The sequence below is a fragment of the Pseudomonas sp. AGC41 genome, assembly GCF_057334555.1.
On record NZ_JBHFJB010000090.1, the window covers coordinates 1 to 11,577 of the forward strand.

The window sequence follows — 11,577 nt, forward strand, 5'->3', positions numbered from 1 at the left end:
CAGCCCGTGTGGCAAGGGAGCTCGCCCCCTCGCCACACGGGCGTCGCACCCTACTTCAACAATCGCAGCTGACCGCCTGCTCCGCCACGCGCTCCACGGAACCGGTCAGGCGAAAACCTTCGTCGAGCCAGCCCATGACGCCACCGATCATTTCCTTGACCGGGTACCCCAGGGTCGCCAGGCGCACCGCGGCCTTGTTGGCGCCGTTGCAATGCGGCCCCGCGCAATAGACCACGAACAGGGTGGTCTGGGGATAGGCCGCAAGCGCCTCGGCGGTCAGCGTGCGGGTCGGCAGGTTGATCGCCCCGGGCACGTGCCCGCGTGCATAGGCCTGCGGCCCGCGCACATCGACGAGGACAAAATCGATCTCACCGGCGTCCTGGCTGGCACGTACGTCGGAACAATCGGTTTCGAACATCAGACGCCGGCTGAAATGCTGCAGGGCAATGTCGGACGGCGCGGCAGACACTTCGCGAACAGGGCTGGTCATCGGGTTTACTCCAGGGACGGATAGGGCTTGGAGAGACTTTATCCACCCGCCGCCAACCGCTACAGTGGCGTACAAGACACTCTGTGGGAATTTTCCGCCAAATGCAGCCTACCCCTGGCCTCGTCGCGATTCTCGCCTACGACGGGCTGTGCACGTTCGAATTCGGCGTTGCCGTCGAGATATTCGGGCTGGCACGGCCCGAGTTTGATTTTCCCTGGTATGAACACCGCATCGTCGCTGTCGACGACGGCCCGATGCGCGCCATGGGCGGCTTCCAGGTATTGGCCGATGGCGGCATGGAGCTGCTCGACAGCGCGCGAACCATTATCGTGCCGGGCTGGCGCAGTCGCAGCGAACCGCCCTCCGATGCCCTGCTCCAGGCCTTGCGACGAGCCCATGCCCGTGGCGCCCGTCTGTTGTCGATCTGCTCGGGGGCTTTTGTCCTGGCGGCCACCGGGCTGCTCGACGGCTTGGGCGCCACCACGCATTGGCGCTACACCGACGAACTGGCCCACAGCTACCCGACCATCGAAGTCGATCCCGATGTACTTTATGTCGATTCAGGCCAGATCATCACCTCGGCTGGCAGCGCGGCCGGCATCGATGCGTGCCTGCACCTGGTGGCGCGGGATTTCGGCGCCCAGGTCGCCAATGCCGTGGCGCGTCGACTGGTCATGCCGACCCAACGCACCGGTGGCCAGGCGCAGTTCATCCCCTCGCCAGTCAGCCGCACGCCGCGCAGCGATTTGTCCGGCGTCATGCAATGGGCCCGGGAACGTCTCCACGAGCCGCTGGGAGTGCGCGATCTGGCCAGTCACGCCGCCATGAGCGAACGGACCTTCTTGCGCCGCTTCACCCAGGCTTGCGGTGTGTCGCCCAAGGCCTGGCTGCAACATGAGCGCCTGGCACGGGCCCGGGAATTGCTGGAAAGCACGCAAGACAACACCGACAACATCGCCCAACTGTGTGGCTATCGGTCGGTGGAAAGTTTCCGGGTAGCGTTTCGCAACGTGGTGGGGCTGGCGCCCTCGGTGTACCGGGAGCGGTTTGGGCGAGGGTAACGACGCCTTCGAGGTTCTCCGTGGCGAGGGAGTCCCCGCCGCGTCGCCGACGCTGCGCTGTCGCGCAGCAAACAAGTGTTCGGCTTAATATTGGGTGCGCGCGGGGACAGAGGCCGTAGCTATCACTGGTGTGTGCGCACCCGCGAGGGAGAGTGGCCGGCACGGTATCGGCGTGGAGTCGTTGTAGGCACAGCAAGCTGTGACCACGTATGAGAGAGTGAATCCGTTCGACACCGTGTGCCCCGCGCGCCGTTCAATCCTGCGAGGAATTGTCATGGCGCGCAAGAAGCAGCAGAAACGATTTGAAGTCGTTCACCCTCATTGTGCCGGTATCGATATTGGCAGCCGCGAGCACTGGGTCGGCGTCAATCCCGATCAAAGCGACAAGCCGGTTCGTTGTTTTCCGGCCTTTACTGAGGATTTGGTGAAGCTGGCCGAATGGCTGGAATCGCTGAAAATCAAAGTCGTGGCGATGGAAGCCACCGGTGTCTATTGGATACCGCTGTTCGAGCTTCTCGATTCGAGGGGCTTTGAGGTGTATCTAGTTAACTCCCGTGCTACACGCCAGATAAGCGGGCGTAAATCCGATGTCCTGGATTGCCAATGGATCTGGCAGCTCATGACCCATGGCTTACTCAGAGGAGCGTTCCGGCCCGCTGATGATATTTGCTCGATGCGTTCGCTGGTTCGCCAGCGGGCCATGAAGGTTCGTGATCAAGCCAAGACCATCAACCGCATGCAAAAAGCCCTGACGCAGATGAACATTCAGTTAGCCAATGTCATCAGCAACATCGCTGGTGTGACAGGGATGAAAATCATCAAGGCCATCATCGATGGCGAGCGTGACCCTCAAGTTTTAGCCAACTTCCGAGACGGCCGTATCAAGGCCGATTACCAAACCATCGCCCGCAGTCTGCACGGTAACTGGCGAGTCGAGCATTTGCATGCCTTGGCTCAGGAAGTGGCTGCTCATGATTTTCTTGAGAAGCAGATTGCCGAATGTGATCAGGCCATCACCCAGGCACTCAATCGACTCCCAGTACTGAACCATGAGCCCACGCAACCCGCCAAGCCACTGCGCAGCCCGCATCGTTCGGCAGATGAACAAGCCAACTTGCACCAGGCACTTGTGAGAATCATGGGCGTGGATCTGACCGCGATTCCCACTATCGGAATCGAATCCGCCTTGGTTCTGGCAAGCGAAGTCGGACCTGATTTGTCGCGGTTTCCGACTGAGCAACATTTCAGCTCTTGGATGGGGTTGGCGCCCTCAACCCGAATATCGGGAGGAAAACCCTTGCCCGGTCATGTCCCCAAGGTATTTAACCGGGCGGCACAAGCGTTGAAGCAGGCGGCCTCTAGCGCCCGCAACGATAAAAGCTTTATCGGTGCCAGTCACCGCGCCCGATTGGCTCGTATGGATACGGCCTGCGCCATCAAGGCTACGGCTCATCAACTGGCCCGCCTGATCTACGCCATGCTGACCAAAGGCCAGCCTTACGTGGCGCAGGATATGGAAGAGTACGAGGCCAAAAGCCGTGATCGTCAGCTTAGAGCCTTACAGCGTAAGGCTACAAAGCTGGGTGTTCGAGTGATCGCGGCTTAAAAAAGCTTTGGAGAACAAGGGGATGGATTTTGTTTGATGAGAGCTTGCTCCCGCTGGGTTGCGCAGCAATCGCGATGCACAAGATGGCTAACGTCTTGCGCCTGCTTCGCAGTCGAGCGGGAGCAAGCTCCCTCGCCACAGGTTCATTCGCAGCATCAAGGTTTACGCAACAAATACGTATCCATGATCCACCCATTCGCCTGTCGCGCCGCCTTGCGGGTGCGTTCGATGTCATCGGCCACGTCCCCCAGCCGTCCGGCAATGAGCAATTCATCCGCCGTCCCCACGTAGGCGCCCCAGTAAATCTGCGTTTCAGGATCGCTGACCTGGCGATACGCATCCTCGGCATCAAGCATCACCACCGTGCTCGCGGCATCGCCAACCTGCCCCGCCGCCAGCCTGCGGCCCGTGGTGATCTCCAGCGAGCCGCCAATACTGTTCAACGGCACCTTGTGTTGCGCCGCGAGGGCCTGGACGCTGGTGATCCCCGGAATGACATCGAACTCGAAAACGCAGCGTCCCGAGTCGAGAATCGCCTGCAGGATGCGCAGGGTGCTGTCGTAAAGCGAAGGGTCGCCCCACACCAGGAAACCGCCACGCTGCCCGTCAGACAATTGCTCATTGATCAATCTTTCGAATGTTGCCTGCTTCGCCCGGTTAAGTGCCTCGACACTGGCCGTGTAGTCCAGATCCTCGCGCCGGCGCTCGGGGCTGCGGGCTTCAACGAAACGGTAGGTGCGCTCAGTGATGTAGCGGCGACAGATGTCGCGGCGCAAATCCAGCAGCGCGTCCTTGCCAGGCCCTTTGTCCATCAGGAAAAACACGTCGACCTGATTCAAGGCCTTCACCGCCTGCATCGTCAGGTGATCGGGATCACCGGCACCGATGCCTATCACCGACAGTCGCTTCATACCTGCGACTCCTGGCCAGGCCCCTGGCTGCGAAATCGCCACACCCCGTTGAAACGCAACTCAGTGACGGAAAGCGATTCGATGTCGATCCGGTGAAACATGCTGATCGGACAACCCAGGACGCTCAGCAGGGCAGCGCGAATCACGAACGGATGGGTAACGGCCAGCCAATGGCCCGGAGTGTCTTGCAGCGTCGTCAACCAGTCGCCGACCCGACGACACATCCGGCTGATGGACTCGCCGCCGTGGGGCGCGGCGTCCGGGTCGTCACGCCAGGCGTGAAGGCATTCCGGCTCCGTCTTGAGCAATTCATCGACAGACCTCCCGCGCCAACGGCCGAAATCACAATCGGCCAACGCCTGGACCACCCGCGGATCGTGGCCCAACAGCGCCGCGGTCTGGCGGGCGCGCAGCTCTGGTCCACAGAGCAGGTGGCGCACGTTCCGGTATTCGCGGCCGATTTCGGCACGTGTCGCCAGCCAACCGGCATCCAGCGGTTCGTCCAAGCCGAAACGCGCACCTTTCTGAGCGGCGGTGCGGGCGTGGCAAATCAAGGTCAGGCGAGTAGCTTGCACATTGGGTACTCAGGCAGTCGGACGGCTCATGGCAGCAACCCTCCCGTTTTTTCTTGTACAACACCTTATATGAAACCAAATAACCGAGACAAAAAGGCGGTATGTCTGACACAGACTGAGGCGATAGCTGACATACATTGCGATTCCAACGAAACCCTTGTCCTGCAAGGCCTCTACGTGAGTTCAGGCTTTTCAAACGGAAAGCAAAAACCTCTGGACACGTGGTACCCGCTACCCAAATACTATTTTCGGCGCTACAAAAGAAACCCAGCATTCATCCCGGCAAGGAGCACGGATGCCTCTCTTCAGAGACCCGATCACTGTACCGTGCCTGGCTGTGGTGCCATCGGTACACAAGATCATATGTGCCCTGTACGGCCGGGCGCTACCCGACACCTTGCCCCAGGCGCTGTCATCAGCCGAACTTTGTGAACACTATGCGTGAATCCATTGAATGTGCCGAATCGGGTCTTTATACCGAGCCCGCTTTCCGGTTGCTGCGCGAAGACTCCGAGCATCCGGTATTGCTGGTCTGCGAACATGCCAGCCGCTTTATCCCAAGCGCACTGAACGACCTGGGCCTGGATGAAACCGCCGCTCAGGAACATATTGCCTGGGACATCGGTGCGCTGGGTCTGGCCGAGCGACTGTCCGAAACCCTTGGCGCAACGTTGCTGTCAGCCAACTACTCAAGACTGCTGATCGACCTGAACCGTCCGCTGCACGTCGCTGACAGCATTCCGGCGCAAAGCGAGATCTACCAGATTCCTGGCAACCAGTCCTTGGATGACGCCACGCGCGCCTATCGCCAGCAGTGCCTGTACCATCCATTCCATGATCAACTGCGCGCCTTGATCGACCGACGCCTGGCCGCCAACCGGAGCGTGCGGGTGGTCGGCATCCACAGCTTCACACCAGTGTTCTACGGCCAGCCACGAGCCCTTGAGGCCGGGGTATTGTTTGGCGAAGCCCGGGAATATGCCCAGCGTATCGTCGATGGGTTGGCGCGCCATTCGCTGCGGGCCGCCGGTAACCAGCCCTATAAGGTCAGCCCGTTGAGTGACATGACGGTTCCAGTCCACGGCGACGGTCGCGGCCTGGATTCGGTGCTGATCGAAGTGCGCAATGACCTGTTGCGCAGTCCCGAATCGGTGCGGACCTGGAGCGCCTATCTCGCGCCACTGCTGTAACGCGACGGTGGTAAATATCAGCTACAAGCTTCAACGCGTGGACATCGACAGTGATCGTCAAGCCCGGCACCTTCAGCGGGCTCTTTTGAAACAGGAGTGTTATCCATGCTGGCTTTACGTCCAGTTCAGTTAACCGATTTGTCGCAGTTGCAACAACTGGCCCGCGACAGCCTGGTGGGCGTCACTTCGCTTCCCGACGACACTGATCGCCTGCGGGACAGAATCCTCGCTTCATGTGCCTCGTTCGAAATCGATGTACAAGGCCCCGGTGCGCAGAACTATTTTTTTGTCCTGCAGGACCTGGTGTCAGACCGCTTGGTGGGCTGCTCGGAAATCGTCGCCGCCACCGGTTGCAACGAACCATTCTACAGCCTGCGCAACCGGCCATTTTCCAGCGAGTCCCGGGAGTTGAACATCCAGCATGGCGTACCGGCACTGTCGCTGTGCCAGGACCTGAATGGCCAGACGCTGCTGCGCGGCTTTCATATCGACGCCGCACACGTGCACACGCCGCAATCGCAATTATTGTCCCGGGCCCGGCTGATGTTTATCGGCGCTCATCCGCAACGCTTTGCCGACTCGGTAATCACCGAGATCGTCGGGTACAGCAGCGAAGAAGGCCATTCGCCTTTCTGGGACGCCATCGGCCAGCACTTTTTCGACCTGTCCTACACCGAAGCCGAACGATTGTGCGGCCTGCAGAGTCGGACCTTTCTCGCCGACCTGATGCCCCAATACCCGATCTATGTCCCGATGCTGCCGCCCCAGGCCCAGGCTTGTATCGGCCGGATCCATCCCGACGGCCAGGAAGCATTCGACATCCTCGAACGCGAGGGTTTCGAAACCAATAACTACGTGGATATCTTTGACGGCGGACCGACGATGCAGGCCCGGGTCGCGAACATCCGCTCGATCATCCAGAGCCGCTCGATCCTCGCGCGCCCGAGCCGGCAGATTGACGCCACGGGGCGCTACCTGGTGAGTAACGATGGCCTGGGCAATTACCGGGCTATCATCGCCGACCTGGACCTCGACATCGAAGGTCCGGTGCGTTTGCACCCCGACATGTTGGCCGCGCTGGAGATTGCCGACGGTGACCGGGTCCGGGTGGTCAGCTTATGAGCTGCAATCGATTGCGCACCGTGCGGCAGCGTCGCACCAGGTCCGTCGAAGGAGGCGCATCGTGGTAGTCCGCCCGGTCGCCCTTACCGACTTGCCCGCACTGATGGACCTCGCCCGTTGCGCCGGCCCTGGATTCACCAGCCTGCCGGCCAACGAGGAGCGCCTGGCGCACCGGATACGCTGGGCCCAGCGCACCTTTGCCGGGCAGGTCGAACGGGCGGACGCCGACTACCTGTTCGTGCTTGAAGACGATGACCAGCAAGTGGTGGGCATCAGTGCACTGACCGGCGCAGTCGGAGTGCGCGAGCCCTGGTACAACTACCGGCTCGGGGTCACGGTCAGTTCGGCGCCTGAGCTGGGCATCCAGCGGCACATACCGACGCTGTTCCTCAGCAACGAAATGACCGGGCAATCGGAAATCTGCTCGCTGTTCCTTCATCCCCGGCAACGCCAAGGTCATAATGGGCGCCTGCTGTCCCTGGCGCGGCTGCTGTTCGTGGCGGAGTTTTCCGGGCTGTTTGGCGACAAGCTGATCGCCGAATTGCGCGGCCACGCTGATGAACAAGGTTGCTCGCCATTCTGGGACAGCCTCGGGCGACATTTTTTTCAGAAGGACTTCAGCTATGCCGACCAGTTGTCCAGCATGGGCAACAAATCCTTCATCGCCGAACTGATGCCCCGCCAACCGTTGTACACCTGCCTGCTCACCGAACAGGCCCAGGCCGTGATCGGCAAGGCTCACCCGAACACCGAGCCGGCCCTGAAAATCCTTGGCGACGAAGGTTTTGCCCATAAAGGGTACGTCGATATCTTTGACGCCGGCCCGGTGATCGAAGCGCCGGTGTCGCAGATTCGTAGCGTCCGCGAGAGCCAGTCGCTGACGCTGGCCATAGGCACCCCGGACGAACAGGCGCCGGTCTGGCTAATTCATAACCGGCGCCTGGAAAACTGCCGCGTCACCAGCGCCCGGGGACACCTGCACGGCGAGGGCCTGGTCGTCGATCGCCTGACCGCCAAGCGCCTGCAAGTACAGCCGGGTGACACGGTACGCGCCGTGCCGCTGTTCAAACACGATCGTCAGGCGGTGGCGGCATAGCGGCGCGGCGCCTGCCATATCTCACGGGATCGACTTCGGCCAGCCTGTCCCTGTAAATTCGTCATCATCCTTGGCCGTCCCGCGTGATAGCTTTCCATCCTTAGGCGTTGACACTTTTGCTCAAGCCCTTCCATTCCATTGGTGGAACTCATATGTCCAGGCTTTCCCATCAAGATTTGCGTCGAAATTTCCGCCAATTGCTGGCTTCCACAAATTGCTACCACACCGCTTCAGTGTTCGATCCGATGTCGGCGCGCATTGCCGCCGACCTGGGTTTCGAGGTGGGCATCCTTGGAGGCTCGGTGGCGTCACTGCAAGTATTGGGCGCGCCGGATTTTGCTCTGATCACCCTCAGCGAATTTGCCGAGCAGGCCACCCGCATCGGACGTGTCGCGCAACTGCCGGTGATCGCCGACGCCGACCATGGCTATGGCAACGCACTGAATGTGATGCGAACCATCATCGAGCTCGAACGCGCCGGCGTGGCGGCGTTGACGATTGAAGACACCTTGCTGCCGGCGCAATTTGGCCGCAAATCCACTGACCTGATCAGCGTGGCCGAAGGCGTCGGCAAGATTCGCGCGGCTCTGGAGGCGCGAGTCGACTCGGAAATGGCCATTGTCGCCCGCACGAACGCAGGGATTTTGCCGGTCCAGGAGATCATCAGTCGCACCCGACAATACGAGCGCGCCGGCGCGGACGGCATTTGCATGGTAGGCGTGCAGGATTTCGAGCATCTGGAGCAGATCAGCGAGAACCTGAACGTACCGCTGATGCTCGTGACTTATGGCAACCCGCTGCTGCGCGACGATAAACGCCTGGCTGAACTGGGTGTACGAATCACCATCGACGGCCACGGCGCGTATTTCGCTGCGATCAAGGCCACCTACGACAGCCTGCGGGAACAGCGTCAGATCTTCACCCAGGCGTCAGACCTCAGCGCCACGGAACTGACCCACACCTACACCCAGCCCGAGGAATATATCCGTTGGGCCGAGGAGTATATGAGCGTCAAGGAGTGAGCTGATTCATTGACCTGGAGGCCGCCATCGCGAGCAAGCTAGCTCCCACAGGGGCTTGCGGTGAACGCCAATAACGCGTCCACCGATGAACCTATGCGAGAGCGAGCCTGCTCGCGATAGCAGTCTCAGCGTGAAAGAGCTTCAGCGCCCGCTGCGCAACATCTCCTTCGGCACATACTTGCCGATCTCGAACTTGCCGATAGCCGCCCGGTGTACTTCATCCGGACCGTCGGCCAGGCGCAGCGTGCGCTGCATGGCATACATGTAGGCCAGCGGGAAATCATTGGAAACCCCGGCCCCGCCGTGGATCTGGATCGCCCGATCAATGACTTTCAAGGCCACGTTCGGCGCGACGACCTTGATCTGGGCGATTTCGCTTTTGGCGACTTTATTGCCGACCGTGTCCATCATGTATGCCGCCTTCAACGTCAGCAGGCGCGCCATGTCGATTTCCATCCGCGAGTCGGCGATCTTGTCGATGTTGCCTCCCAGGCGCGCCAGCGGCTTACCAAACGCGGTGCGGCTGACCGCGCGCTGGCACATCAATTCCAATGCGCGCTCGGCCATGCCGATGGAGCGCATGCAATGGTGAATCCGCCCCGGGCCGAGGCGACCCTGGGCGATTTCAAAGCCGCGTCCTTCGCCCAGCAAGACGTTTTCGTACGGCACCCGCACGTTGTCGAACAGCACTTCGGCGTGGCCGTGAGGTGCATCGTCATAGCCGAACACCGGCAGCGGACGGACAATTTTCACCCCGGGGGTGTCCACCGGCACCAGGATCATCGAGTGCTGGGCGTGGCGAGGTGCGTCGGGATTGCTCAGGCCCATGAAGATCAAAATCTTGCAGCGTGGGTCACAGGCGCCTGAGGTCCACCATTTCTTGCCGTTGATGACCCACTGATCGCCGTCACGCTCGGCACGGGCGGCCATGTTGGTGGCGTCCGAGGAAGCAACGTCCGGTTCGGTCATGGCAAAGGCCGAACGAATCTCGCCCCGCAGCAGCGGTTCGAGCCAGCGCTGCTTTTGTTCCTCGTTGGCGTAACGCACCAGCACTTCCATGTTGCCGGTGTCCGGCGCCGAACAGTTGAACGGCTCCGGGCCCAGCAGCGAACGTCCCATGATCTCCGCCAGCGGTGCATATTCCAGGTTGGTCAGCCCGGCCCCCAACTCGGACTCGGGCAGAAACAGGTTCCACAATCCTTCGGCCTTGGCCTTGGCCTTGAGCTCCTCCATGATCGCGGTCGGCTGCCAACGGTCGCCTTCTGCCACTTGCCGTTCGAACACGGCTTCGGCCGGGTAGACATAGGCATCCATGAACGCCGTGACGCGCTCACGCAGTTCCTGAACCTTGGGGGAGTAGGCAAAATCCATGGGCAGCACCTTCTTGGCAGAGGTTGTTTTTAGGTCATGAAATCGATGCTAGTTCAGCTACGAAAATTTACCTAACCTATTCTCGGCGTGTATTAACATTCATCACCGATATATGGTTCACTGATTCGCATCGCCTTCCGGCACCTCACAACAAGCCCAAGAACAAGAGTGCAGCGCCATGAATCTGAGCAAGGTCGACCTCAACCTTTTCATTGTCTTTGATGCGATCTACACCGAAGCCAACCTGACCCGCGCCGGGCAGATCGTCGGCATCACTCAGCCGGCGGTGTCCAATGCCCTGGCGCGTCTGCGCGAGACGTTCAACGACCCGCTGTTCGTGCGCACCGCCCAAGGGATGGTGCCGACGCCGATGGCGCAGAATATTATCGGGCCGGTGCGCAACGCCCTGTCGCTGCTCCGGGTGTCGGTACAGGAAAGCCGCATCTTCAACCCGCTGCAAGCCGTCAAGACCTATCGCATCAGCATGACCGACCTCACCGAGGGCGTGATCCTGCCGCCGCTGTTCCAGCGCCTGCGCCGCCTGGCGCCGACCGTGGCCATCGAAAGTTTCCTGTCCAAGCGTCGGGAAACCACCAAGGAGCTGGCCGCCGGCCGCCTGGACTTTGCGGTCGACGCCCCGCTCAATACCGATCCGCAGGTGCGTCACGTCAAGCTGATGGAGGACCGCTACGTGTGTGCCATGCGCAAGGGCCATCCGTTGGCGGGCAAGGAAAAACTCAGCCTGGATGATTACCTGGCCCAGACCCATGTACATATTTCCAGCCGCCGCAACGGCCTCGGTTATGTCGACCTGGCGTTGGGCAAGATGGGCATCCAGCGCAAGATCGCCCTGCGCTCGCAGCATTATTTGATGGCTTCGCAGGTGCTGCAGCAGACCGACATGGTCATGACCGTTCCCGAACGTTTTGCCCGCCGCCATGATCTGCATGCTTTCCTTTTGCCCGTCAATGATGTGCCGCCGGTGGAAACCCATCTCTACTGGCACGAAAGCACCGATCAGGACCCGGCCAACCGTTGGATGCGCGAGCAGATGATCGAGCTGTGCCAGCAGGTGACGGCGCATGAGAAGAAGCTTGATAGGATTTAGCCTGTCCAATGTGGGAGGGGGGGGG

Annotated in this window: 11 protein-coding genes; 7 read left to right on the forward strand and 4 right to left on the reverse strand. The window is 60.7% G+C overall.

Annotated features, from left to right (window positions below):
• Positions 1 to 55: 55 nt before the first annotated feature.
• Positions 56 to 490, reverse strand: coding sequence for a rhodanese-like domain-containing protein (locus tag ACE04F_RS16440; RefSeq protein ID WP_486107105.1), 435 nt, complete (start codon positions 488 to 490; stop codon positions 56 to 58).
• A gap of 101 nt (positions 491 to 591) precedes the next feature.
• Between ACE04F_RS16440 and ftrA the strand changes: the two genes are divergently transcribed.
• Positions 592 to 1,551, forward strand: a complete 960-nt coding sequence (gene ftrA, locus ACE04F_RS16445; protein ID WP_486107107.1) for a transcriptional regulator FtrA — start codon at positions 592 to 594, stop codon at positions 1,549 to 1,551.
• 274 nt (positions 1,552 to 1,825) lie between these two features.
• The gene (locus tag ACE04F_RS16450; RefSeq protein WP_486107109.1) at positions 1,826 to 3,157 is read left to right on the forward strand and encodes an IS110 family RNA-guided transposase; all 1,332 of its coding nucleotides are present in this window, start codon (positions 1,826 to 1,828) and stop codon (positions 3,155 to 3,157) included.
• Between the two features lie 155 nt (positions 3,158 to 3,312).
• Here the strand turns inward: ACE04F_RS16450 and cobF are convergent, their stop codons facing one another.
• Positions 3,313 to 4,068, reverse strand: a complete 756-nt coding sequence (gene cobF / locus ACE04F_RS16455; RefSeq protein ID WP_486108304.1) for a precorrin-6A synthase (deacetylating) — start codon at positions 4,066 to 4,068, stop codon at positions 3,313 to 3,315.
• Positions 4,065 to 4,643, reverse strand: coding sequence for a histidine phosphatase family protein (locus tag ACE04F_RS16460; RefSeq protein ID WP_486108306.1), 579 nt, complete (start codon positions 4,641 to 4,643; stop codon positions 4,065 to 4,067). The genes cobF and ACE04F_RS16460 overlap by 4 nt, the downstream gene beginning before the upstream one ends.
• Positions 4,644 to 5,080: 437 nt before the next feature.
• Between ACE04F_RS16460 and ACE04F_RS16465 the strand changes: the two genes are divergently transcribed.
• From ACE04F_RS16465 to ACE04F_RS16480, 4 genes are all read left to right on the forward strand, one after another.
• Positions 5,081 to 5,833, forward strand: a complete 753-nt coding sequence (locus tag ACE04F_RS16465) for an N-formylglutamate amidohydrolase (protein WP_486108308.1) — start codon at positions 5,081 to 5,083, stop codon at positions 5,831 to 5,833.
• A gap of 105 nt (positions 5,834 to 5,938) precedes the next feature.
• Positions 5,939 to 6,955, forward strand: a complete 1,017-nt coding sequence (locus tag ACE04F_RS16470) for an arginine N-succinyltransferase (protein ID WP_486108310.1) — start codon at positions 5,939 to 5,941, stop codon at positions 6,953 to 6,955.
• A 61-nt stretch (positions 6,956 to 7,016) separates the two neighbouring features.
• Positions 7,017 to 8,051, forward strand: coding sequence for an arginine N-succinyltransferase (astA, locus tag ACE04F_RS16475; protein WP_486108312.1), 1,035 nt, complete (start codon positions 7,017 to 7,019; stop codon positions 8,049 to 8,051).
• Positions 8,052 to 8,203: 152 nt separating this feature from the next.
• Positions 8,204 to 9,073 carry an isocitrate lyase/PEP mutase family protein gene (locus ACE04F_RS16480; protein WP_434601241.1) on the forward strand — a complete coding sequence of 290 codons (870 nt, stop codon included), beginning with the start codon at positions 8,204 to 8,206 and terminating at the stop codon, positions 9,071 to 9,073.
• Between the two features lie 141 nt (positions 9,074 to 9,214).
• Here ACE04F_RS16480 and ACE04F_RS16485 read toward each other — a convergent pair whose 3' ends face one another.
• Positions 9,215 to 10,444, reverse strand: coding sequence for an acyl-CoA dehydrogenase (locus ACE04F_RS16485; protein ID WP_030140077.1), 1,230 nt, complete (start codon positions 10,442 to 10,444; stop codon positions 9,215 to 9,217).
• Positions 10,445 to 10,622: 178 nt separating this feature from the next.
• Between ACE04F_RS16485 and ACE04F_RS16490 the strand changes: the two genes are divergently transcribed.
• Positions 10,623 to 11,552 carry a LysR family transcriptional regulator gene (locus tag ACE04F_RS16490; RefSeq protein WP_486108315.1) on the forward strand — a complete coding sequence of 310 codons (930 nt, stop codon included), beginning with the start codon at positions 10,623 to 10,625 and terminating at the stop codon, positions 11,550 to 11,552.
• Positions 11,553 to 11,577 lie beyond the last annotated feature (25 nt).

What these genes read in the sequence shown, in the direction of transcription:
- ACE04F_RS16470 (WP_486108310.1), top strand. Translation starts at nt 5,939, where the DNA reads ATGCTGGCTTTACGTCCAGTTCAGTTAACCGATTTGTCGCAGTTGCAA.
- ACE04F_RS16450 (WP_486107109.1), top strand. Translation starts at nt 1,826, where the DNA reads ATGGCGCGCAAGAAGCAGCAGAAACGATTTGAAGTCGTTCACCCTCAT.
- cobF (WP_486108304.1), bottom strand. Translation starts at nt 4,068, where the DNA reads ATGAAGCGACTGTCGGTGATAGGCATCGGTGCCGGTGATCCCGATCAC.
- ACE04F_RS16465 (WP_486108308.1), top strand. Translation starts at nt 5,081, where the DNA reads ATGCGTGAATCCATTGAATGTGCCGAATCGGGTCTTTATACCGAGCCC.
- ACE04F_RS16490 (WP_486108315.1), top strand. Translation starts at nt 10,623, where the DNA reads ATGAATCTGAGCAAGGTCGACCTCAACCTTTTCATTGTCTTTGATGCG.
- ftrA (WP_486107107.1), top strand. Translation starts at nt 592, where the DNA reads ATGCAGCCTACCCCTGGCCTCGTCGCGATTCTCGCCTACGACGGGCTG.
- ACE04F_RS16480 (WP_434601241.1), top strand. Translation starts at nt 8,204, where the DNA reads ATGTCCAGGCTTTCCCATCAAGATTTGCGTCGAAATTTCCGCCAATTG.
- ACE04F_RS16485 (WP_030140077.1), bottom strand. Translation starts at nt 10,444, where the DNA reads ATGGATTTTGCCTACTCCCCCAAGGTTCAGGAACTGCGTGAGCGCGTC.
- ACE04F_RS16440 (WP_486107105.1), bottom strand. Translation starts at nt 490, where the DNA reads ATGACCAGCCCTGTTCGCGAAGTGTCTGCCGCGCCGTCCGACATTGCC.